The following is a 21156-nucleotide window of genomic DNA, read 5'->3' as shown; positions in this document are numbered from 1 at the left end:
GATGGCTGAGGTAGTGCTGTTCCACCACGCGCTGGGCCTGACCCCGGGCATCGCCGCCTTCGCCGACGAGGTGCGCGGCGCCGGGCACACCGTCCACACGCCTGACCTGTTCGAAGGGCGCACCTTCGACACCCTGGAGCAGGGGGTGGCCCACGCCGAGCGGATCGGGTTCGGCGAGGTGATCCAGCGCGGCGTCCGGGCGGTCCAGCAGCTGCCCGCGGAGCTGGTGTACGCCGGCTTCTCGCTGGGAGTGCTGCCGGCGCAGTGCCTGGCCCAGACCCGGGCCGGGGCGCGCGGAGCGCTGTTGATGTACTCCTGCGTCCCGGTGTCGGAGTTCGGCTCGGGCTGGCCGGCCGGGGTGCCGGTGCAGGTGCACGGGATGGACGCCGACCCGATCTTCGCCGGCGAGGGCGACCTCGACGCCGCCCGCGAACTTCTCGAGCAGGCCCAGGACGGGCAGCTGTTCCTCTACCCCGGCGATCAGCACTACTTCGCCGACAGCACGCTGCCCTCCTACGTCCCGGACGCCGCCGCGTTGCTTTGCCGGCGGGTGCTCAGCTTTCTCGACGGGCGCTAGCGGCCCGGATCGGGGTCGCGCCGCCCCTGGCGCTGGCCCTCGCCGCCGATCGCGGCCTGCCCGGCCGCCTCTGCCAGCCGGTGCTTCTTGTCACCGTGGGCCTCGCGGTTCAGCTGGTCGATCAGGTGCGGGTAGTGCGCCTCGAACGCCGGGCGCTCGGAGCGGATCCGGGGCATCGAAGTGAAGTTGTGCCGCGGCGGCGGGCAGGAGGTCGCCCACTCCAGTGAGTTGGCGTGCCCCCACGGGTCATCGGCGGTGGCGAGCTCGCCGAAGCGGTAGGACTTGTAGACGTTGTAGAGGAACGGCAGCATCGAGGCGCCGAGCAGGAACGCCCCGACGCTGGAGATGGTGTTCAGGGTGGTGAACCCGTCGCCGGGCAGGTAGTCGGCGTAGCGGCGGGGGAAGCCCTCGGAGCCGACCCAGTGCTGCACCAGGAACGTGAGGTGAAAGCCGATGAAGGTCAGCCAGAAGTGCAGCTTGCCCAGCTGCTCGTCCATGTAGCGGCCGGTGAACTTCGGAAACCAGAAGTACACCCCGGCGTAGGCGGCGAACACGATGGTGCCGAACAGCACGTAGTGGAAGTGCGCCACCACGAAGTAGGTGTCCGAGACGTGGAAGTCGGCCGGCGGGCTGGCCAGCACGACGCCGGTCAGGCCGCCGAACAAGAAGGTCACCAGGAACCCGATCGAGAACAGCATCGGTGACTCGAAGGTGATCGAGCCCCGCCACAGGGTGCCGATCCAGTTGAAGAACTTCAGCCCGGTCGGCACCGCGATCAGGAAGGACAGGAAGGAGAAGAACGGCAGCAGGACCACGCCGGTGGCGAACATGTGGTGGGCCCAGACGGTCAGCGACAGCGCGGCGATGGACAGCGTGGCCAGCACCAGGCCCTTGTAGCCGAACAGCGGCTTGCGGGCGAACACCGGAAAGATCTCGGACACGATCCCGAAGAACGGCAGCGCCAGGATGTAGACCTCGGGGTGGCCGAAGAACCAGAACAGGTGCTGCCACAGGACCGCGCCGCCGTTCTCCGAGGCGTACACGACCGAGCCCAGGTGCCGGTCGGCCCACAGCACCAGCAGGGCCGCGGTCAGGATCGGGAAGGCCAGCAGCACCAGCAGCGAGGTCACCAGGATGTTCCAGGTGAAGATCGGCATCCGGAACATCGTCATGCCGGGCGCCCGCAGCGTGAGCACTGTGGTGATCATGTTGACGCCGCCGAGGATGGTGCCCAGGCCCGACAGCGCCAGGCCCAGGATCCAGAAGTCGGCGCCGGCGCCGGGCGAGTGCGTCATGTCATTGAGCGGCAGGTAGAACGTCCAGCCGCCATCGGCCGCGCCGCCCGGCGTGAGGAAGCCCAGGCAGGCGACGGTCGCGCCGAACAGGTACAGCCAGTAGGACAGGGCGTTCAGCCGCGGGAACGCCACATCCGGCGAGCCGATCTGCAGCGGCAGCACCAGGTTGGCGAAGGCGAACACGCTCGGGGTGGCGAAGAACAGCAGCATGATCGTGCCGTGCATGGTGAACAGCTGGTTGTACTGCTCGTTGGTCAGCACCTGCATGCCCGGACGAGCCAGCTCGGCGCGCATCACCAGCGCCATCAGGCCGCCGAGCATGAAGAAGACGAACGAGGTCACCAGGTACATCCGGCCGATCAGCTTGTGATCGGTGGTGCGCAGCACCTGCAGGAACATCGAGCCGCTGGCGGGTTGATCGGCCGGGTACGGGCGGCTCACGATGGGCGCGGGCTCGAGGTCGAGCGGGCTCGCGGTCGAGCTGGTACCTGCAGTGGTCGTCAATCCAGCCTCCGGCTTAGGCATGTCAGATTCCAGCCGTCCGCCGACTGCCGGGTGTCTGCTCCCTTGCAGGATAGCCACCGAGCCCGCCGTGGAGCGCACCGGCCCGGCCGGGCGTTTCACCCCGCGCCGGGGGTTATCCGGGGGCTGCGCTGGTGGCGCGGTGGCCTACGGTGAAGGGAACCCGCCCGACCGCCGGGCTTTGTCGAAAGGTCGTGAGCATGGCAGCCACCGAAGGCCCTGACGCGCTCGTCAGGTTGATCACCGTGCGGCACAAGGCAGTGCTGGCGACGATCAAGTCCGACGGCCGGCCGCAACTGTCCAACGTGACCTACGCCTTCACCGCCGACCCGTCCGCGCCAGGCGCCGGTGTGGCCAGGATCTCGATCACCAGCAGCCGGGCCAAGTACCGCAACCTGGTGCGGGACCCGCGAGCCAGCCTGCACGTCAGCTCCCCGGATTTCTGGTCCTATGCGGTGGCCGAGGCACTGGCCGAGCTCAGCCCGGTGGCGGCCGACCCGCAGGACCAGACCGTCGATGACCTCGTCGCGCTCTACCGCGACGTCCAGGGTGAGCACCCGGACTGGCAGGAGTTCCGGCAGGAGATGGTCACCGACCAGCGGGTGATGCTGCGGCTGGCAGTCAGCCGGGTGTACGGAATGACCAGCGGCGGCTGAGCCGTCTTCACCAGAGAGGCAGCGCCATGTCGCGCGAGATCGGGTCGTTGAAGATCGGTTACAAGGCGTCGGCCGAGCAGTTCGGCCCCCGCCAGCTGCTGGACTACGCGGTCCAGGCCGAGCAGCTCGGACTGGACAGCGTGATGATCTCTGATCACTTTCAGCCCTGGCAGCACGACGGCGGCCATGCGCCGTTCTCGCTGGCCTGGCTGGCCGCCGTCGGCGAGCGCACGTCCCGGGTGCAGCTGGGCACCAGCGTGCTGACCCCGACCTTCCGCTACAACCCGGCCATCATCGCCCAGGCCTTCGGCACCCTGGCCTGCCTCTACCCGAACCGGATGCTGCTCGGCATCGGCACCGGCGAGGCGCTGAACGAGGTGGCGGTGACCCGGGTGGAGTGGCCGGACTTCAAGCAGCGCTTCGCCCGGCTGCGCGAGGCGGTGCAGCTGATGCGGCGGTTGTGGACCGAGGAGCGGGTCACCTTCGACGGCGAGTACTACCAGACCACCGACGCCACGGTGTATGACCGGCCCGAGCAGAGCGTTCCGGTCTACATCGCCGCCGGCGGGCCGGTGGTCGCCAAGTACGCCGGCCGGGCCGGCGACGGTTTCATCTGCACGTCCGGCAAGGGCGCCGAGCTCTACCGGGACAAGCTGATGCCGGCGGTCGAGGAGGGACTGGCCGCGGCCGGCCGGGACCCCGCCCAGCTGGACCGGATGATCGAGATCAAGCTCTCCTACGACCCCGACCCGGAGCAGGCGTTGCAGAACACCCGGTTCTGGGCGCCGCTGTCGCTGACCGCCGAGCAGAAGCACGGCCTGCACGATCCGATCGAGATGCAGGCCGCCGGGGCGGCGCTGCCGATCGAGCAGATCGCCAGCCGGTGGATCGTGACCAGTGACCCCGAGGCCGCGGTGGCGGCGATCCGCCCTTACCTGGACTACGGCTTCAACCACCTGGTCTTTCACGCCCCCGGCCACGACCAGTCCCGGTTCCTGTCCTCCTTCAGCGAGCAGGTCCTGCCGCTGCTGCGTGAAACCAGCTGACGGCGGTGTCGGGCGCCGGCATCAGACGGGTCCGCGAGCCCGACCTCGCTGCCGTTGCCGGCCTGATCCGCGAGCTGGCCGAGTACGAGCGGACACCCCCGCGCTGCCGGCCCACCCGCGGCCAGCTGGCCAGGTCGCTGTTCGGCGCCGAGCCGGCGCTGTTCGGCCACGTCGCCGAGGCGCGGGGCGAGGTGGTCGGTTGCGCGCTGTGGCTGCCCGACCTGTCGGCCGGACCAGGCTGCGATGGGATCTTTCTGAAAGACCTCTATGTCCGGCCTGAGCACCGCGGCCGGGGCCTGGGCCGCGGCCTGCTCGCCGCGCTGGCCGCCGAGAGCTGTCAACGCGGTTTCGACAGGCTGGAATGGTCTGTCGCGCAGTGGAACATGCCGGCGATCGGCTTCTACGAGTACCTCGGGGCGCGTCCGACGCCGGAAGGCACGGGGTACCGGCTCAGCAGCGCTGCGCTGACAGCTTTAGGACAGTAAAACTCCCTTGCGCTTGCGGGTGACCAGTTAGTCACTTAGAGTCAACATCAATTTGCTGTTAATTTTTCCGCTTCGAGCAGGGATTTCCATGAGACGAGTTATCGCCGGTGCGTCTGCGGCTGTCCTAGTTGGCGCGCTGTTGTCCCTGGTCGGTCCGGCCAGCCAGGCGGGGGCGGCGACCCTCTCTGTTCCGAGCAGCTACCGCACCATCGGCGCGGCCATCGCCGCCGCCCGCAACGGTGACACCGTCTCGGTGTCACCCGGCACCTACCGCGAGAACATCACCATCATGGGCAAGCGGATCACGATTCGCTCGGTCTCGGGCCCCGGCGTCACCGTCATCGCCGGCAATCCCGGCCGCACGCCGGTGATGATCCAGAACATCCCGGCCGGCACCATGACCCTGCAGGGCTTCCGGATCGTCTCCGGGTCAGCGCCCAGCGGCCAGGGCGGCGGCATCACCATCGCCAACTACGCCAGCCCGACGATCCGCGGCAACGAGCTCGTCTCCAACCGGTCCAACGACGGCGCCGGGATCCTGGTCTACAACAACTCGCACCCGACGATCACCGGCAACAACATTCACCACAACACCGCGGCCAGGTTCGGCGGCGGGGTCTTCGCCGTCATCAACTCCAACCCCAAGGTCACCGGCAACACGATCAGCAACAACCGGGCCTACGGCGGTGGCGGCATCTACCTCGAGAACGACGTATCGCGCCCGAGCGCCCGCTCCGCGCCCAGCGTGACCGGCAACAGGATCACCTCGAACGTCTCCACCCAGGCCGGCGGCGGCATCATGCTGCGCACCGGCGTCAACGCGCTGATCGCCAAGAACACCATCACCGGCAACAGCTCGCCCTACGGCGGCGGCATCGAGGTGGAGACCACCGGCAGCACGCCGCGGATCACCGGCAACGTGATCACCGGCAACTCGGCGCTCACCTCTCCGGCGTGGCCCGGCAGCGGCAGCGGCGGCGGCATCGCGGTGTTCGGCTGGTCCCGCCCGATCATCTCGCACAACAGCATCATCGGTAACCGGACCACCCGCTTCGGCGGCGGCATCGTGCTGGCCGAGGGTTCGGTGTCTCTGGTGAACGCCAACAACATCGCCAAGAACACCGTGATCGACACCGGCTCCGGGCCCGGCGGTGGTGGCATCTACCTGGCCAACTCCGAGGCGACCATCCAGAACAACGCGCTGCGGCAGAACTCCGCGCCGCTCGGTGGCGGTGTCGCGTTCGTCGGAACCGGCTCGCTGGTGCTGGTGAACAACACCATCGTCTCCAACGCCTCCCGGGCCGGCAGCGCGGCCTCCGGCGGTGGCCTGTTCGTGTCCAAGAAGACCTCGGGCAAGGCCTCGATCGTCAACAACATCTTCACCGCGAACAACAACTTCCAGATCTTCGAGATGGGCGAGTTCGCCACCTACTCCAACAACCTGATCACCAACAGCGGCAACGGAATGTTCTACAGCTTCCCGGCGCACACCATCACCGACATCCGCAACTTCAACGGCAACCCCAACATCAGGCTGGCGGTCGGCAATGTCGGTTCTGCCCCGGCGTTCGTCAACGCCCCGGTCTTCGACTACCGGCTCACCAAGGGCTCGCCGGCCGTGGACGCCGGCCGCTCGACCGGGGCCCCGCCGCTCGACATCCGCGACCTGCCTCGCTACGGAACCCGACCCGACATCGGGGCGTTCGAGTACCGCCCGTAAACGTAAGGCTGTTTCCTCTCAGCCTTAAACCTCTGAACTCACCGGCAATTTCACGCACAGGGCACTTGCGCTGACACCGATACGAGCGCACGGTAGGACATCCCCTATGGGAGGTCACCATCATGCCCGCTATTCACCCGTTACGCCTGCTGCTGGCCGCCTCGATGATGGGACTGCTCATCGGCGCCACCGAGCCGGCCGGCGCCTCGACGCTCAGCTCTTCCACTCTCGACGCCGCTGCCGCCGGAGTCCCGCGTCCTGACCACGTCGTCGTGGTGGTGATGGAGAACCACTCGAACACCGACGTGATAGGCAATCCGGCCGCCCCGTACATCAACTCTCTCGCCGCGACCGGCGCCAACTTCAGCCAGTCCTACGCCCTCACCCACCCGAGCCAACCGAACTACTTCGCCCTGTTCTCCGGCTCCCTCCAGGGTGTCGATGACAACTCCTGCCCGCACACCTTCAGCACTCCCAACCTGGGCGCAGCGTTGATCGCGAAGGGCCTGACTTTCAAGGGCTATTCCGAGTCCATGCCGTACAACGGCTACACCGGCTGCAGCAGCGGCGCCTACGTCCGCAGGCACAACCCGTGGGTCAACTGGACCAACGTCCCGGCCGCGTCCAACCTGACGTTGAACGCCTTTCCCACCGACTACAACGAGTTGCCGACGGTGTCGTTCGTGATCCCCAACCTGGACAACGACATGCACGACGGCACCGTCGCCGAGGGCGACAGCTGGCTGAAGTCACACCTCGACGGCTACATCAGGTGGGCCCGCACCCACAACAGCCTGTTCATCCTGACCTTCGACGAGGATGACAACAACTCCGGCAACCGGATCCCGACCGTCTTCGTCGGCGCCCAGGTCAAGCCCGGCATCTATTCCGAGCGAATAGATCACTACAATGTGCTGCGAACCCTGGAGGACGCCTACGGCCTGCCGTACGCCGGCGCCAGCGCGAACGCCGCTCCGATCACCGGAGTCTGGACGACCAGTCCCGATCCCGATCCGGGTTGCTCAGCGGCGCAACTGATGGTCAACCCCGGCTTCGAGCGGGGCACCGCCAGCCCCTGGATCGGCGACACCGGCCTGGTGGCGCGCGAGACCGCCGAGCAGCCGGCCTGGGCCGGCAGCTGGTTGGCCACGCTGGGCGGCCAGGGCATCGCGGACACCAACAGGCTCAGCCAGCTGGTCAGCATCCCCGCGGGCTGCCAGGCCCGCCTGAGCTTCTGGCTGGACATCGACACCGACCAGCGCACCACCTCGACCGTGTACGACACGCTGAGGGTGACGCTGCGCTCGCCGTCCGGCTCGGTACTCGACGCGTTGGCCACCTACTCGAACCTGAATGCCACGACCGGCTATCGCAAGCACAGCTTCGATGTGTCGGAATACGCCGGCCGCCAGCTGCTGGTGACGTTCACCGCCCGGGAGAACTCGAGCCGGCAGACGTCGTTCTTCCTCGACTACACGACCGTGTGGGTCAGCTGAGGCATCAGTCGCCCTTGACGTTGACGATCTGGCGCAGCGTGTGCCGGATCTCGACCAGCTCGGCCGCGTCGCGCATCACGACGTCGATGTCCTTGTAGGCGTCGGGGTGCTCGTCGAGAAAGGCGTTGGAGCGGCCCCAGGCGATGCCACGCATCCGCTCGTCCAGGTCGGCCCGGCTGAACTTCTTGCGGGCAGCCGTCCGCGAGTAGTTCCGGCCGGCGCCGTGCGGCGCGGAGCAGAGGCTGAGCCGGTTGCCCTTGCCGGCCACGACGTAGGACGCCGAGCCCATGCTGCCCGGGATGAGCCCGGCCTGGCCGGCCTTCGCCGAGATCGCGCCCTTGCGCGAGAGCCATACCTGCTTGCCGAAATGGGTTTCCTGCTCGGTGTAGTTGTGGTGGCAGTTCACCGACTCCAGCCGCTGGGCCGGTGCGTGCCAGCGGGCGAAGGCTTCCAGGACGCGGTCCATCATCTCCTCACGGTTGAGGAACGCGAATCGCTGCGCCCAGCGCAGCGCGCGCAGGTAGGAGTCGAACTGCGGCTCGTCCTCGAGAAGGTAGGCCAGGTCGGGATGGGGTAACTCCGCACCTCGGCGCCGGCATTGCTGTTGGGCGATGGCGATGTGCTTGCCGGCCAACCTGTTGCCGACCCCGCGGGAGCCCGAATGCAGGAACAGCCAGACCTGGTCAGCCTCGTCCAGGCTGACTTCGATGAAGTGATTGCCCGAACCCAGGCTGCCCAGTTGCAGCCGCCAGTTGGGGCTGGCGGCCTCGGCCTGGTCGGCGCCGGCCAGCTCCTCCAGCTCGGCGATCCGCGGCGCGGCGCCTGGCCTGACCTTGGTGTTGTACTTGCCGGCCGACAGCGGCACCGCCGCGCTGATCGCCCGGTGCAACGCATCGCGGTCAGCGGGCAACTCCTCGGCGTGGTACTGGGTCCGCACCGCGAACATGCCGCAGCCGATGTCGACCCCGACCGCCGCCGGCATGATCGCCCCTACGGTGGGAATCACCGAACCGACCGTGGCCCCCTTGCCCAGGTGCGCGTCCGGCATCAGGGCGAGGTGCGGATCGATGAAGGGCATCCGACTGGTCGTGACCGCCTGGGCCCTGGTCTGGTCCTCCAGGACCGAGGCCCAGTTCAGCAACCGCTCGTTGATTCGCTCCATGACCGCCATTGTCCTCAGCCCGGGCGGCTGGATCTGCCAGGATCACCGCATGCGCCCCCGCCGGGTGGTGTGCGTGGGTAGGCTCGCCGCGGCGGCGAGCGGACTCGGCGTCAGACAGACGTGCCACGCGAGGAGGTTCGCCCATGCCACGACCGTCCGGTGAGGCCAGCGACGTCAAGGCACCCGTCGGCGCCCGGGACGAACCAGAGGTCGAGAAGGCCTTCGACCGGCTGGTCGAGGATGGCGACAACCGGCTCTCCCGGCCGCTGTTGCCGCTGCTGACAACCGGTCTTCTCGGCGGCATCGACATCGGGATAGGCGTGCTGGCCTACCTGGTGGTCCTGCACGAGACCGGCAATTCACTGCTTGCCGCGCTGGCCTTCACGATCGGATTCGTGGCCCTGCTGATGGGCCGCAGCGAGCTGTTCACCGAGAACTTCCTGGTGCCCGTCACCGCGCTGGTGGCCGGCCGCGGCACCTTCCTGCAGCTGATCCGGCTCTGGGTCGCGACGCTGGTGATGAACCTGGTCGGCGGGGTGATGCTGGCCGCCATGATCGTGGTGGCGCTTCCCGAGCTGCAACCGACCGCGATCGAGGCCGGCGGCCATTACGCCCACCTGGGGGTGTCGTGGCGCTCGTTCTTCCTGGCGGTGCTGGGCGGCGCCGTCATCACGCTGCTCACCCGGATGCAGCACGCCAGCGACAGCGTGGGCGTCAAGGCGATCCCCGCGATCCTGATGTCCTTCGTGCTGGTCGGCGCGCACCTGTTCCACGCGGTGCTCGACTCGATCCTGATCGCAGCCGGGCTGTTCAGCGGCGGCGCCGACTACAACTGGGGCCACTGGACCGGCGCGCTGTTGTGGTCGTGTTTCGGAAACCTGGTCGGCGGCCTGGCGCTGGTGACCACGGTGCGGCTGCTGCAGGTGCCGCACCGGGTGCAGGAGGAACGCGAGCAGAACAGCTGACCCGGTCTCAGACCGGCCCGGTCTCAGGCCGGCCCGGTTATCAGGCCGGCCGGTGCAGCGGGGTGACCGACGAGTCGTCGGCCAGCGCGGCGTCGGCTGCCGGGTGCTCCACGACGGCGATCACCCGGCCGCTCATGAACCGCGCGGTCCGCACCGGGGTGCCGCCCCGGGTCACCTCGGTGACCTCGACCAGGCCGCGGCCGTGGCTGACCTCGACCCGGCGGCCCGCGCGGGTGGCGGTGATGGTGTAGGTCCGGCTGCTCTCGCCGGCATCAATGACGATCTCGACGCTGTCGCCTCGCATGACGCTCCTTGTCCGAAACGCTGATGTCCGAAACGCTGATGTCCGAAACGCTGATGTCTCAAACGTTGGGCCGGGCTGGGCGCACGGCGTGAATAGGTATCCGACCGGGCAAGATCGCCTCGCGGCGAGTGGCGCGCTACGGCTTCAGCGTCGACGATCGTCCGTAGCGGCGTTCAGTTGGTGGGGCCCGGGGATTCTCCACCCGGCCGGACACTGATATCAACCATCTTTCCGGACGGACTATTCCTGATTGCGGCGTTGAGCGAGCCGATCACGGCGATGCCTCCGGTGAGTCCCGGCGGTACGCGCGGTGCTCGGCGAACAGCCGTTGAGCCTGGGTCAGGGCAGGCGCCGGGTCGCGCCACCGGCCGACGCTGTGCACGGCGCCGACCCCGGCGCGGAGCACGCCGGACAGGTCGCGGATCAGCCCGCCGCGCCGCTCGACCAGCGCCCGGCGCAGGTCGCCCTCCCACCAGGAGTAGCGCACCCCGCTCGCGGCGGTCACCGGCTCGACGTCCCGGCCGGTGGCCAGCGCCGCCCAGACCGCCGGAAGGTTCGCCCCGGCCCGCACCGCCAGGGCCAGCGAGCCGTAGAACCGGCCGTTGAGATCGATCAGCCGGGGAATGCCGTCGACCGGCACGATGAACTGCAACTCGGCCAGGCCGAACCAGCCCAGGGCGGCCAGCAGGGCAGCGGCGCGCCCGGACAGCTCAGGGTCCACCGGCACGCTGACCGCGCGGCAGCTTGCGCCGGCGCCGGGCGGCCAGACCCGCGAGGCGACCTGCATCGACTGGGCGAGAACCTGCCGGCCGCCGGCGCCGGTCACGGCGGCGTAGGCCATCAGGTGGCCCTCCAGGAACTCCTGCACCTCGGCCTGGCCGCCGAGGCCGGCGATCTGGCTGACCCGGCGGCGAGTGGCGGTGGCGCCGAGAACCACGTTGGTGTCGATGCGCGGCGGCGCCCCGGCCTGCCCGGGTCGGGCATGCATGCGGGCCTTCACCACGACCGGCAGGGTCTCATCCGACAGCGCGGCGGGCGTCAGGGACTCCGGCACCCGGAATCCGGCAGCCACCGCCGCCTCGGCCAGCCGGGCCTTGTCGAGCGCGTCCAGCACGACCTGGTGGCCGGCGTGCGGCACCACCGCCGCGACCGCGTCCCGGTGCTCGGACAGCGTCAGCACCTCGGCCTCGCCGGCGCCGAAGACCACCTCGTAACCGCCCTCGCGCACCGCTCGCGCCACTGCCGCCAGGAACGCCGGTTGGTCCTGGTGTGCGGCAGGCACCGGGTGCCGGCGTGCGCACGCTCGCGACGAGGACGCCAGGCCCCGGCCGTCCGGCGCGCCCACGCCGACCTGCCAGCCGGCCTGCGCCAGCGCCCGGACGGCCGCCAGCGCTCCCCGGCTGAATCCCTGCTCGACCACCAACGCGCGCACGCGCACCTCGCGTTTCCACCGCGCGCGGTGCCGGTGTGCTCTGGTCAGGCGCGCGTCGCTGAGCCACCCTAGCGGCCGCCCCGGCTCGTCGAGTCCCGCGAGCCGGGCGCCTGGAATGTCAGCAGGTTCCGAGACTGGGTCGGCCCGGGCTCCCGTGTTAAACTGGTCGGGCGCCGAATGCTGGCGCGGTCCAGGTCGAGAGGCGCTGCGACGGATGCTCATCCGCCACGCTCGATCCGTGATCACGTGAAGGGCGCCTCCCCTTGAGGAGGTGCCCTTTGTTACGTCCTCCTCCACACGTAACCGGCCGCTCGGGCTGTCCCACTGGCATGGGACCCCTTCGGTCATCACTCGTCACTCGGAAGGAATCATGAGCACAAGACTGCAGAATGTAAACGGAATCGACTTCGCGATCGCCGACATCTCGCTCGCGGAGTACGGCCGGCACCAGATGCGACTGGCCGAACACGAGATGCCCGGCCTGATGGCGATCCGTCGCGAGTACGCCGACGCCCAGCCGCTGCGCGGCGCCCGGGTCGCGGGTTCGCTGCACATGACCATCCAGACCGCGGTGCTCATCGAGACCCTGGTGGCGCTCGGCGCCGAGGTCCGCTGGGTGTCCTGCAACATCTTCTCCACCCAGGACGAGGCCGCCGCCGCGGTGGTGGTCGGCCCGAACGGCACTCCTGAGCAGCCCAGCGGCACCCCGGTGTTCGCCTGGAAGGGCGAGACGCTGGCCGAGTACTGGTGGTGCACCGACCAGCTGTTCGACTTCGGCGACGGCCGCGGCCCGAACATGATGGTCGACGACGGCGGCGACGCCACCCTGCTGGTGCACAAGGGCGTCGAGTACGAGGCAGCCGGCGCGGTGCCGCAGCCCTCCGAGGATGATCATGAGGAACTGCAGCAGATCCTGAAGACGCTGACCGACAGCCTGGCTCGCGACAAGCAGCGGTTCACCCGGATCGCCGCCGACATCAAGGGCGTCACCGAAGAGACCACCAACGGCGTCAAGCGGCTGTACAAGCTCGCTACCGATGGCCAACTGCTGTTCCCGGCCATCAACGTCAACGACTCGGTCACCAAGTCGAAGTTCGACAACAAGTACGGCATCCGGCACTCCCTGGTCGACGGCATCAACCGCGCGACCGACGTCATGCTGGCCGGCAAGCTTGCCGTCATCTGCGGCTACGGCGACGTGGGCAAGGGCGCGGTCGAGTCACTGCGGGGCCAGGGCGCGCGCGTCGTGGTCACCGAGATCGACCCGATCTGCGCGCTGCAGGCGGCCATGGACGGCCTGCAGGTCGTCCGGGTCGAGGACGTGGTGTCCGAGGCCGACATCTTCATCACCACCACCGGTGGCCGGGACATCATCATGGTCGATCACATGGCCAAGATGAAGCACAACGCCATCGTGGGCAACGTCGGACACTTCGACACCGAGATCGACATGGCCGGCCTGGGACGGGTCTCGGGGATCAAGAAGGTCGAGGTCAAGCCGCAGGTGCACGAGTGGACCTTCCCGGACGGCCACGCCATCATCGTGCTGTCCGAGGGCCGGCTGCTCAACCTCGGCAACGCCACCGGTCACCCGAGCTTCGTGATGTCGAACTCGTTCACCAACCAGACCATGGCCCAGATCGAGCTCTACACCAAGCAGGGCGAGTACGACAAGCAGGTCTACGTGCTGCCCAAGCACCTGGACGAGAAGGTGGCCCGGCTGCACCTCGAAGCGGTCGGCGCGCAGCTGACCGTGCTGACCAAGGAGCAGGCCGAGTACCTGGGCGTCGATGTGGAAGGCCCGTTCAAGTCCGATCACTACCGCTACTGACCCACCCGCCGCTCAAGCCGCCGCTCGGCGTCGGCTGAGCCGCGCGTAGTACCGGAACAGCACCCGGCCCGCGGTCGCCACTGGCGACTGCGGGCCGGTTGTCTTGTGCGCGCGGGCCGGTTATCACGTGTCCGGACGCCTGCGAGGCGACGGCGCCTCGGTGCTGGCCGCCCTGGCTCACCCGCTCAAGCGGGATTTCGCTAATGTAGACACTGAGCCGGCAAAGGTTTGAGCAGCCAATCCCCGCCGCAGGTACGGAAATCAGGTCTCATGACTAGGTCCGAACACTCCGGCGGCCACGACCGGCCCGCTTTCACCGCCCAGTCAGAGGTGGCCCGCAGTTTCCGGGCCGCCTGGGCCGGCAGCCGCGATCAGGCCACGGCGATTCCGGAACTGCTGCCGGTCAGGTTGGCCAAGGCCTGCGTGCAGGTGTTGCCGGTGACCGGCGCGGGATTGAGTCTGCTCAATCACGACTTCAGGGTTCCGGTGGGGGCGAGTGACGAGGTGGCCAGCCGCGCCGAGCGGTTGCAGTTCACCCAGGGCGAAGGCCCTTGCCTGGACGCGGCTCGCACCAGCAGGATCGTGATCGCCGGTGAGGCCGACATCCGGGAGCAGTGGCCGCTGTTCGCCGCCGAGTTCTTCGAGCAGACCCCTTACCGGGGGGCGATGTGCCTGCCCCTGCGGCTGAGCCCCGAGACGGTCGGGGCGCTGGACCTGTTCGTCACCGACCCGGATGACCTCGCTGCCATCAGCCTCACCGACGCCGTCTCGGTCTGCGACCAGATCATCGACGCGTTGACGATCGCCCAGGCCATCACCGGCTCAGCCGGGGCCTTCTCCGACGAGCCGGAGCCGGTGTGGCTGCAGAGTGGAGCGGCCCGCAACCGCACCAACGTCTGGGTCGCGATGGGAATGCTGATGACCCGGTTGGACTCCACCGCCCCCGATGCCCTGGCGGTGCTGCGCGGCTACGCCTACAGCCACGACGCGATGCTCGATGACATCGCCGACGCCATGGTCAAGGGCGAGTTGGACGCGGAGCAGGTTCAGGCCTGAAGCTCGTGGCGTGAGGGCGTCGCGCTCACTGCACGTGGCCTGCGTGGTCATCGTGCTGCTCGACCTGCTGGCTCGGGGCGTTGCTCGGGGTGGCCGTGGTGGCTTCGGCGACGCCCAGACCGCCGATGACGGCGACCAGGGCAGACACCGCGAAGGCGGCCGCCCGCCGTCGTGATCGTGCGATGGCTCTCATAGTCAGCTCCCCGGTCCCGCCTCGGACGGCGGGTCATCGGGAATTCGGCGCCCGCTCGTTGACGGATTGGCGCGGTGCCCGATCGGGTCGGCTCAGGACGCGGCCCCGGGGTTGAGCCGGGCGCGCAGCCGGCGGCTGGCCTCGGCCAGCGTGCCGGCCTGCTTGCACAGGGCGAAGCGGACCACGGTGGCGGCCTCGGGCACCGGTTCGGAGTAGAAGACCGACAGCGGCAGCCCGGCCACCCCTTGGTCCACCAGCATCCGCTCGCACCAGCCGGTGGCGTCCTCGCCGACATCGGCCAGGACGTAGAACCCGCTGCCGGGCATGGCCGCCGGGATGCCCAACTCGGTGAGCGTGTCGACGAAGGACCCCACCCGCCGCGACATGCCCGCCACCGTGCCGGCGATCAGGTTCTCGAAGTCGGGGCTGTCCAGCACCCGGGCGACCGCCAGCTGCAGCGGGGTCGGCGGGCAGAACGTGACGAACTGGTGCGCGGCCCGGATCCGGCGGGTCAGGCCCGGGCCGGAGACCGCCCAGCCGACCCGCCAGCCGGTCACGGCCAGGGTCTTCGACGCCGAGGAGACCTTGACCCGCAGCTCGGGGTCCGGCACCAGGTCCAGGATGCTGCGATGCGCCCCGGAGTCCAGGTTGAGGTGCTCGTAGGTCTCATCCGAGATCACCACGATCCCCCGGGTGTTGGCCAGGTCGGCCACCGCCTGCCACTCGTCGGCGTCCAGGGAGCGCCCGAACGGGTTCCACGGGCTGTTGACGACGATCATCTTGGTGGCCGGGGTGGTCACCGCCGCCAGCGCGGCGGCGTCCAGCCGGGAGTCCAGGCCGGGCAGCCGGATCGCCCGGACCACCCCGCCGAACTTGGTGATCACCGGGGCGTACTGCTCGTAGGCCGGCTCGACCACGATCGCCTCGTCACCCGGGTTGATCAGCGCCGCCACCGCGCAGTAATACGCCTCGGTCGCCCCGGCGCACACCGTGATCTCGGTGTCCGGGTCGAGCGGGCCGTACCGGCGGGCCAGCGCCGCCCGCAGCAGCGGGTGCCCGGCGCTGGGCGCGTACTGGTGCTCGGCGCCCTCGCCCACCGCGGCCAGCGCGGCCAGCACCTCGGCCGGCGGCCCGTGGTCGAAGACGCCCTGCGCGAGGTTGACCGCGCCGTGCCTGGCAGCGGCTGCCGGGATCCGGACGAACACCGACTCCACCGGAACGGCGCCGGCGGGCGGGTTAGCGATGCGAACCATCGATGCTCCTTGAGTCCAGCCGGTCGTCGACGAGTAGCTGAGTCAAGCAGATAACCCCCAAGAGGATCGGTGGAGACAACTGGCCCTCGTGGGACGCCTCGCACCTACGAAGTGCCTATTCTGCGCACATGCGCGCCGCTCGTGCCAACCGGTAGTCAGCGACCCATCGCGATCACCGGATAATCATCACGCAGCACCGCGATATGCAACCTTTGCAGGTTCTCCGAGGGACCGACGCCCAACTGGTCGCGCAGGGTGCCGCGCAACCGCTGGTAGGCGCCCAGCGCCGTGCTGGCGTCACCGCTGAGGTAGCAGGCCCGCATCAACAGGCTCCAGCCCCGCTCGCGCAGCGGCTGCCGGGCGGTCAGCTCGTGCAGGTCGGCCAGCACGGTGTGGCACTCCCCCAGCTGCATCCGCATCTCGATGTGGGCCTCCCGGGCCGCCCACCGCTGCTCGTCCAGTGCCTGGAACCGCATCCGCAGATTCGCCGAGCCCCGGGCGTCGACTCCGGCCGGCCCGGCCCACAGCTCCAGGGCCCGGCCCAGTTCCGCCGCGGCGACTCGCGCCTGACCCTGGGCCTGGTCCGTCCGGGCCTGGCGCACCAGGTTGGCGAACACCTCGACGTCCAGCTCATCCGGCCCGATCTCGAGCAGGTACCCGCCGCTCCGGTAGGTGATCAGCTCGTGCGCCGGCGCCAGCAACCGGCGGAGTTCGGTGGCGTAGGAGCGCAGGTTCTGCCGGGCTGAGGGCGGCGGCTCGTCCCACAGCCCGTCGATCAGCTGCTGGTAGGACACCACCTGCCCGGCGTCGAGCAGCAGCAACGCCAGCAGCGCCCGCAACGTCGGCGAGCGTGGCGGGCGGCCGTCGAGCTGTACCGGGCCGAGCAGTTGGAACACCATCGCCGCAGGCCGGCTCAGCTGGGGCTGGACGCGGCCGCGAGTTCGGCGGCGTCCCGCTCGACCTGCTCCCGCGGGTACAGCGCGCTCAGCAGCGGGCCCGCCATCATGGTGGTCACCACCGCCATCACCACCATCAGCGAGTACAGCTGTTCGTCCAGGAAGCCCAGCTGTAGGCCGACGCTGAGGATCACCAGCTCGGTGAGCCCCCGGGTGTTCATCAGGGTGGCCAGCACCCCGGCCTCCCGGTTCGGCACGCCTTGCAGCCGCGCGCCGAAGTAGGCGCCGGCCATCTTCCCGGTGACCGCGACGAACATGATCAACGCGAGCTGTCCCCAAGCGGAGGAACCCAGATCCGACAGGTCGACCTTGAAGCCGGCGACGACGAAGAAGATCGGCAGCAGCACCACCGTCGTGGCCGGTTCCAGCCGGGTGGTGATCTGCTGGCGCACTCCGTCGATGCCGTCGCGGGGCATGATCGCGCCGAACAGGAACGCCCCGAAGATGAAGTGCACGCCCATCCACTCCGTTGCCCAGGAGCACAGGAACAGGCCCACCACGACGGGCACCAGGAGCTCCGACGCCGCCTTCCCCCGCTCCAGATGTGCCGCCGACAACCGGGCGAGCAGCGGGCGGACCACCAGGAACAGCAACGCCACGAAGGGCGGCAGCAGCAGGGTCTTCCACTGGCCGGTGCCGCCGCTGACGGTGACCGCGACCGCCAGCAGTGACCAGGCGAGCACGTCGCTGACCGCGGCGCTGGCCAGCGCCACGGCCCCCACCTGAGTGCGGTTCATCCCCCGATCGGACAGGATCCGGGCCAGCACCGGAAACGCGGTCACCGACATGGACGCTCCGAAGAAGAGCACGAAGCCGAGCTTGTTGTTCTGCCCGCCGTGGGAGGAGAACAGGTACAGCGCCAGTGCCGAGCCCATCGCGAACGGCAGCACCGTGGAGCCGAGCGACACGCTGATCGGAACCCGCTTGCGCTCGGCGACGATCGCGTGCTCCAGCTCGCAGCCCACGATGAACATGAACAGCGCGAGGCCGACGTTGGCCAGCGAGGCCAGCAGCGGCCGGATCTCGGTGGGGAACAGCGTCGCGGCGATCTGACCGTGGAACAGCGTCGGGCCGATGGCGATCCCGGCGACGATCTCGCCGATGACCGGCGGTTGCCCGATCCGGCTGGCCAGCATGCCCAGCACCTTGGCCAGCACCAGGATCACGGCCAAACCTAGAAAGAGCTCTTCGACCTGATGGGCCTGCACGGGCCAAACTCCTTCATCGCCTCGGCGTGCCTGGACCTGGCCCGAGCCGCACTTCGGGGCGTAACCCGCAATCCCGCCGAGCCTGGTCACACCTCGCCTATGTCACGAGACCGTCTGGGAACACATTACGAAGCCCGTTGAACCAACCACCCCACTACTGACAGGACTAGTCACCCCAGTGAGGGACAGAAATCCACACCCCGACTCCAGCGAGCGTGGCACGCCCGGCCCTGGCTGGCGAACCGGTCGCCCCTTATGCTTCCAAGGCTTCGACGTCGAGCCCAGCCGTCCCGGTCGCCGCCAGGTCGGGATGACGCCCTTCAGACAGGATCCCGAGCGAATGCGCCTGGCCGCCACCGCGATCGCAGGGCTGAAGCACCCATGAGTCTCAGCGAGCAGGCTCGGGTGCCGGGCCGCCGTTCGGTGCTGATCCTTGCCACCGCCATGGCGCTGCTGCTGTCGCTGGCTGGTTCGGCGCTCAAGAGCACGGTGCAGGTCAACATCGTCCAGATGGCGCGCGACCTCGACGTCGGACTGGGCGGCTTCGCCTGGTCCACCACGATCTTCGCGCTGATGATCGGCGTGGCCAGCCCCCTCGTCGGATACTTCGCTGACCGGTTCGGCGGAGCGGTCACTCTCACCTCCGGTGCGGTGCTGGCCGGCGCGGCGTTCCTCAGCTGCGCGGTGGCGCCGAACATCGCGGTGTTCGTGCTGGCCTACGGGCTGTTGGGCGCTTTCGCCTTCACCCTGCTGTCCTTCATCCCGCTGGCCGTTCTGGTCGACCAGCTGTTCGAGGGCCGGGGCGAGGGCCTGAGCTACGCGACGCTGACCAACGGCCCGGCGATCGGCTTCATCGTCCTGGTCCCGCTCTGGGTCGCTCTGCAGTCGGTGGTGGGCTGGCGCGCCGTGCTGTTCACGGTCGGGCTGGTGTTCTGGGTCGTGCTGGCGCCCATCGCCTGGTCACTTCGCCGCTTCACGACCGACCAGCAGGCGCCTGACGCCGACAGCGCGCTGAGTGACGCCCCGCTGCTCAAGCGGTTCGGCGAGGTCATGCGCCGGCCGGCCTTCGTCCTGCTGGCGCTGGCCTTCTTCGGATGCGGCGTGACGATGGCCTTCATCGACGTGCACCTGGTCGCGGACCTGGAGATGAACCACGTCGCACCCGGAATCACCTCGGCGACGCTGGTGATCCTCGGCGTGACCGAGATCCTGGGCTCGCTGGTCGCCGGGCACTACTGCGACCAGGGCATGATCAAGCGCACCCTGATCGCGGCGTACGCCCTTCGCGCGTCGGCGATGTTCGTCATCGCGGTGAACCCCGGCGCGATCAGCGCGCTGGTCTTCGGCGCGATCTTCGGCACCAGCTACCTGATGACTGTCGTGGCCACCACGATGTGGGTCTTCCGCATCCTTCCCAGGCATGTCCGCGGCGTCGGCATGGGCGTGATCTGGACGGTGCACAGCATCGGGGCCGCTGTGAGCAGCCAGCTCGGCGCGATGCTGCGCCAGTCGACCGGCTCGTACACCCTGCCCAGCCTGCTGGGGGGCTTTGTCGTGGTGCTGTCCACGCTCATCGCGGTCAGCCTCGCCGCCCCGCCCCAGCCGCGCACGGCCGAGGACACCGAGCTTGATGCCGCGATGCGCGAGACGTCCAGGCTCACCCAGGAATCATCTGCAAGGGGAGACGGAAACACACTGTGAGCACCTCCGATGTGAGCGCCGCCGGACGCCCTGGCGTGCTGCTGACCCATGGCCTGGCCAGCCTGCGCGGGCGCAGCTGCGAGCCGTTCCGGCGCTACATGCTCGAGGCGGCACTGGCCGAGTGCGAGGTGTGGATGTTCGACAGCCCGGGCCAGACCTGGCAGCAGTCGCTGGTGACCGGCGCCACCGAGGTCGACGTCTTCGACGCCGAGGCCTCGGTGGCCGCTGCGCTGCGGCTACGCGAGAAGGTGGACATCCTCGGTGTCTGGGGCGTGGACGAGCCCACCATCGTCCCGGCGGCCCGGGTGGCCCAGGCCCTTGGGCTGCCCGGCCTGGACCCGGCCGCGGCCACCGCGGCGCGCGACAAGTCCATCTCCCGGCAGCTGTTTCGCGAGTCAGGCGTGCCGCAACCGCAGAGCATCCCGGTGGCCGACCTGGCCGAAGCGGCCGAGGCCGCCGCGCAGGTCGGCTACCCGCTGGTCGCCAAGCCGCGCGCGCTGGGCTCCAGCCTCGGGGTGGTGCTGATCCACAGCGAGCAGGAGCTGGCGACCGGGTACGCCGCGGCCAAGGCCGCCAAGTATCACGGGACGCCGACCTTCGAACGCGACGTCCTGATCGAGACCTACATCGACGGCCCGGAAATCAGCATCGACGGCTACTGCCACAACGGCCGGTACGAGCCGCAGTTCATCGCGCACAAGAGCCTCGGGTTCGCGCCGTTCTTCGAAGAGGTCGGCCACACCGTGGACGCCGCCGATCCGCTGATGCGCTCGGCGGAAATCAGGTCGGTGCTCCAGCGGGCGCACAGCGCGCTGGGCCTGCGCGACGGCCTCACCCACTCCGAGATCCGGCTGACCTCGGCCGGGCCGGTCCTGATCGAGATCAACGGCCGCCCGGGTGGGGACTTCATCCCGATGCTGGGCAAGCTGGCGACCGGCCAGAACCCGTTGACGGCAGGTGTGCGGATCGCGCTGGGCAGGCCGGTGGGTGACGCGGCGCCGGACCCGGACCCACGGACCGGCGCGGCCTCGATCCATTTCCTGTACCCGCCCTATGACTGCCGGGTGGAAGGGGTCGAGGTCCTGCCGGGCGCTGACCCCGGCGACGATGCCGCCGAGCTGGTGTTGCAGCCGCTGGTCACGGCCGGCGTCGAGCTGCGGCTGCCGCCCCGCGGTTACGTCGGACGCTGGGCCTACCTGATGGCCCACGGTGGAGATGTCGAGTCCTGCGAGACGACGATCACCGCCAACCTGGACCGGTTGCGGTTGAACGCGACTGCCCTGGATGTCGCGTAGCCG

Annotated in this window: 19 protein-coding genes and 1 riboswitch; of the genes, 11 read left to right on the top strand and 8 right to left on the bottom strand. The window is 69.2% G+C overall.

Going from position 1 to position 21156, the window contains the following annotated elements; translation table 11 throughout:
• Nucleotide 1 precedes the first annotated feature (1 nt).
• The gene (locus VF557_02475) at nucleotides 2-577 is read left to right on the top strand and encodes a dienelactone hydrolase family protein (protein ID HEX8079056.1); all 576 of its coding nucleotides are present in this window, start codon (nucleotides 2-4) and stop codon (nucleotides 575-577) included.
• Here the strand turns inward: VF557_02475 and ctaD are convergent.
• Complete coding sequence (gene ctaD / locus VF557_02470; protein HEX8079055.1) at nucleotides 574-2376, bottom strand: cytochrome c oxidase subunit I; 1803 nt, start codon at nucleotides 2374-2376, stop codon at nucleotides 574-576. The genes VF557_02475 and ctaD overlap by 4 nt on opposite strands.
• A 218-nt stretch (nucleotides 2377-2594) precedes the next feature.
• On the opposite strand from ctaD, the gene VF557_02465 reads away from it, so the two are divergent.
• The 5 genes from VF557_02465 to VF557_02445 all read left to right on the top strand — a co-directional run bounded on the left by VF557_02465 (nucleotide 2595) and on the right by VF557_02445 (nucleotide 7797).
• Nucleotides 2595-3050 carry a PPOX class F420-dependent oxidoreductase gene (locus VF557_02465; protein ID HEX8079054.1) on the top strand — a complete coding sequence of 152 codons (456 nt, stop codon included), beginning with the start codon at nucleotides 2595-2597 and terminating at the stop codon, nucleotides 3048-3050.
• A 26-nt stretch (nucleotides 3051-3076) separates the two neighbouring features.
• Nucleotides 3077-4096 carry a glucose-6-phosphate dehydrogenase (coenzyme-F420) gene (gene fgd / locus VF557_02460; protein ID HEX8079053.1) on the top strand — a complete coding sequence of 340 codons (1020 nt, stop codon included), beginning with the start codon at nucleotides 3077-3079 and terminating at the stop codon, nucleotides 4094-4096.
• A gap of 5 nt (nucleotides 4097-4101) precedes the next feature.
• Nucleotides 4102-4581 (top strand): GNAT family N-acetyltransferase, encoded by a 480-nt coding sequence (locus tag VF557_02455; protein ID HEX8079052.1) that lies wholly within the window; start codon nucleotides 4102-4104, stop codon nucleotides 4579-4581.
• Between the two features lie 139 nt (nucleotides 4582-4720).
• Nucleotides 4721-6301 (top strand): right-handed parallel beta-helix repeat-containing protein, encoded by a 1581-nt coding sequence (locus tag VF557_02450; GenBank protein ID HEX8079051.1) that lies wholly within the window; start codon nucleotides 4721-4723, stop codon nucleotides 6299-6301.
• 122 nt (nucleotides 6302-6423) lie between these two features.
• On the top strand, nucleotides 6424-7797 hold the full coding sequence (locus tag VF557_02445; GenBank protein ID HEX8079050.1) for an alkaline phosphatase family protein: 1374 nt from the start codon (nucleotides 6424-6426) through the stop codon (nucleotides 7795-7797).
• Nucleotides 7798-7801: 4 nt separating this feature from the next.
• On the opposite strand, the gene VF557_02440 is transcribed toward VF557_02445, so the two are convergent.
• Nucleotides 7802-8959 (bottom strand): RtcB family protein, encoded by a 1158-nt coding sequence (locus VF557_02440; GenBank protein ID HEX8079049.1) that lies wholly within the window; start codon nucleotides 8957-8959, stop codon nucleotides 7802-7804.
• Between the two features lie 143 nt (nucleotides 8960-9102).
• On the opposite strand from VF557_02440, the gene VF557_02435 reads away from it, so the two are divergent.
• Nucleotides 9103-9924 (top strand): formate/nitrite transporter family protein, encoded by an 822-nt coding sequence (locus VF557_02435; protein HEX8079048.1) that lies wholly within the window; start codon nucleotides 9103-9105, stop codon nucleotides 9922-9924.
• Between the two features lie 40 nt (nucleotides 9925-9964).
• On the opposite strand, the gene VF557_02430 is transcribed toward VF557_02435, so the two are convergent.
• Together VF557_02430 and VF557_02425 are read right to left on the bottom strand one after the other, a co-directional pair.
• Nucleotides 9965-10228 carry a hypothetical protein gene (locus tag VF557_02430; GenBank protein ID HEX8079047.1) on the bottom strand — a complete coding sequence of 88 codons (264 nt, stop codon included), beginning with the start codon at nucleotides 10226-10228 and terminating at the stop codon, nucleotides 9965-9967.
• A 271-nt stretch (nucleotides 10229-10499) separates the two neighbouring features.
• The gene (locus tag VF557_02425; protein HEX8079046.1) at nucleotides 10500-11660 is read right to left on the bottom strand and encodes an ATP-grasp domain-containing protein; all 1161 of its coding nucleotides are present in this window, start codon (nucleotides 11658-11660) and stop codon (nucleotides 10500-10502) included.
• A gap of 191 nt (nucleotides 11661-11851) precedes the next feature.
• Nucleotides 11852-11926: riboswitch (S-adenosyl-L-homocysteine riboswitch) on the top strand.
• A 104-nt stretch (nucleotides 11927-12030) separates the two neighbouring features.
• On the opposite strand from VF557_02425, the gene ahcY reads away from it, so the two are divergent.
• A complete protein-coding gene (ahcY, locus tag VF557_02420) occupies nucleotides 12031-13491 on the top strand; it encodes an adenosylhomocysteinase (GenBank protein ID HEX8079045.1) in 1461 nt (486 codons plus the stop codon).
• A 270-nt stretch (nucleotides 13492-13761) separates the two neighbouring features.
• Nucleotides 13762-14547: a GAF and ANTAR domain-containing protein gene (locus VF557_02415; protein HEX8079044.1), complete on the top strand. Its 786-nt coding sequence runs from the start codon at nucleotides 13762-13764 to the stop codon at nucleotides 14545-14547.
• Nucleotides 14548-14572: 25 nt separating this feature from the next.
• Here VF557_02415 and VF557_02410 read toward each other — a convergent pair whose 3' ends face one another.
• The 4 genes from VF557_02410 to VF557_02395 form a co-directional block, all read right to left on the bottom strand.
• Nucleotides 14573-14740 (bottom strand): hypothetical protein, encoded by a 168-nt coding sequence (locus VF557_02410; protein HEX8079043.1) that lies wholly within the window; start codon nucleotides 14738-14740, stop codon nucleotides 14573-14575.
• Nucleotides 14741-14832: 92 nt separating this feature from the next.
• Nucleotides 14833-15993 carry an aminotransferase class I/II-fold pyridoxal phosphate-dependent enzyme gene (locus tag VF557_02405; GenBank protein HEX8079042.1) on the bottom strand — a complete coding sequence of 387 codons (1161 nt, stop codon included), beginning with the start codon at nucleotides 15991-15993 and terminating at the stop codon, nucleotides 14833-14835.
• Between the two features lie 155 nt (nucleotides 15994-16148).
• The gene (locus VF557_02400) at nucleotides 16149-16892 is read right to left on the bottom strand and encodes an AfsR/SARP family transcriptional regulator (GenBank protein ID HEX8079041.1); all 744 of its coding nucleotides are present in this window, start codon (nucleotides 16890-16892) and stop codon (nucleotides 16149-16151) included.
• 14 nt (nucleotides 16893-16906) lie between these two features.
• Nucleotides 16907-18157, bottom strand: a complete 1251-nt coding sequence (locus VF557_02395; GenBank protein HEX8079040.1) for a cation:proton antiporter — start codon at nucleotides 18155-18157, stop codon at nucleotides 16907-16909.
• A 381-nt stretch (nucleotides 18158-18538) separates the two neighbouring features.
• Here VF557_02395 and VF557_02390 point away from each other — a divergent pair, with 381 nt between their 5' ends.
• Together VF557_02390 and VF557_02385 are read left to right on the top strand one after the other, a co-directional pair.
• On the top strand, nucleotides 18539-19858 hold the full coding sequence (locus tag VF557_02390) for an MFS transporter (GenBank protein ID HEX8079039.1): 1320 nt from the start codon (nucleotides 18539-18541) through the stop codon (nucleotides 19856-19858).
• On the top strand, nucleotides 19855-21153 hold the full coding sequence (locus VF557_02385) for an ATP-grasp domain-containing protein (protein ID HEX8079038.1): 1299 nt from the start codon (nucleotides 19855-19857) through the stop codon (nucleotides 21151-21153). Before VF557_02390 ends, VF557_02385 begins: the two co-directional genes overlap by 4 nt.
• The last annotated feature ends 3 nt before the right edge of the window (nucleotides 21154-21156 follow it).

It is taken from the genome of Jatrophihabitans sp., from assembly GCA_036389035.1.
GTDB lineage: Bacteria > Actinomycetota > Actinomycetes > Mycobacteriales > Jatrophihabitantaceae > Jatrophihabitans_A.
This window is presented reverse-complemented; position numbering and strand designations above follow the sequence as displayed.

What these genes read in the sequence shown, in the direction of transcription:
- VF557_02440 (HEX8079049.1), bottom strand. Translation starts at nt 8,959, where the DNA reads ATGGAGCGAATCAACGAGCGGTTGCTGAACTGGGCCTCGGTCCTGGAG.
- VF557_02400 (HEX8079041.1), bottom strand. Translation starts at nt 16,892, where the DNA reads ATGGTGTTCCAACTGCTCGGCCCGGTACAGCTCGACGGCCGCCCGCCA.
- VF557_02390 (HEX8079039.1), top strand. Translation starts at nt 18,539, where the DNA reads ATGAGTCTCAGCGAGCAGGCTCGGGTGCCGGGCCGCCGTTCGGTGCTG.
- VF557_02415 (HEX8079044.1), top strand. Translation starts at nt 13,762, where the DNA reads ATGACTAGGTCCGAACACTCCGGCGGCCACGACCGGCCCGCTTTCACC.
- VF557_02475 (HEX8079056.1), top strand. Translation starts at nt 2, where the DNA reads ATGGCTGAGGTAGTGCTGTTCCACCACGCGCTGGGCCTGACCCCGGGC.
- VF557_02410 (HEX8079043.1), bottom strand. Translation starts at nt 14,740, where the DNA reads ATGAGAGCCATCGCACGATCACGACGGCGGGCGGCCGCCTTCGCGGTG.
- fgd (HEX8079053.1), top strand. Translation starts at nt 3,077, where the DNA reads ATGTCGCGCGAGATCGGGTCGTTGAAGATCGGTTACAAGGCGTCGGCC.
- VF557_02435 (HEX8079048.1), top strand. Translation starts at nt 9,103, where the DNA reads ATGCCACGACCGTCCGGTGAGGCCAGCGACGTCAAGGCACCCGTCGGC.
- VF557_02465 (HEX8079054.1), top strand. Translation starts at nt 2,595, where the DNA reads ATGGCAGCCACCGAAGGCCCTGACGCGCTCGTCAGGTTGATCACCGTG.
- VF557_02430 (HEX8079047.1), bottom strand. Translation starts at nt 10,228, where the DNA reads ATGCGAGGCGACAGCGTCGAGATCGTCATTGATGCCGGCGAGAGCAGC.
- ahcY (HEX8079045.1), top strand. Translation starts at nt 12,031, where the DNA reads ATGAGCACAAGACTGCAGAATGTAAACGGAATCGACTTCGCGATCGCC.
- VF557_02445 (HEX8079050.1), top strand. Translation starts at nt 6,424, where the DNA reads ATGCCCGCTATTCACCCGTTACGCCTGCTGCTGGCCGCCTCGATGATG.
- VF557_02405 (HEX8079042.1), bottom strand. Translation starts at nt 15,993, where the DNA reads ATGGTTCGCATCGCTAACCCGCCCGCCGGCGCCGTTCCGGTGGAGTCG.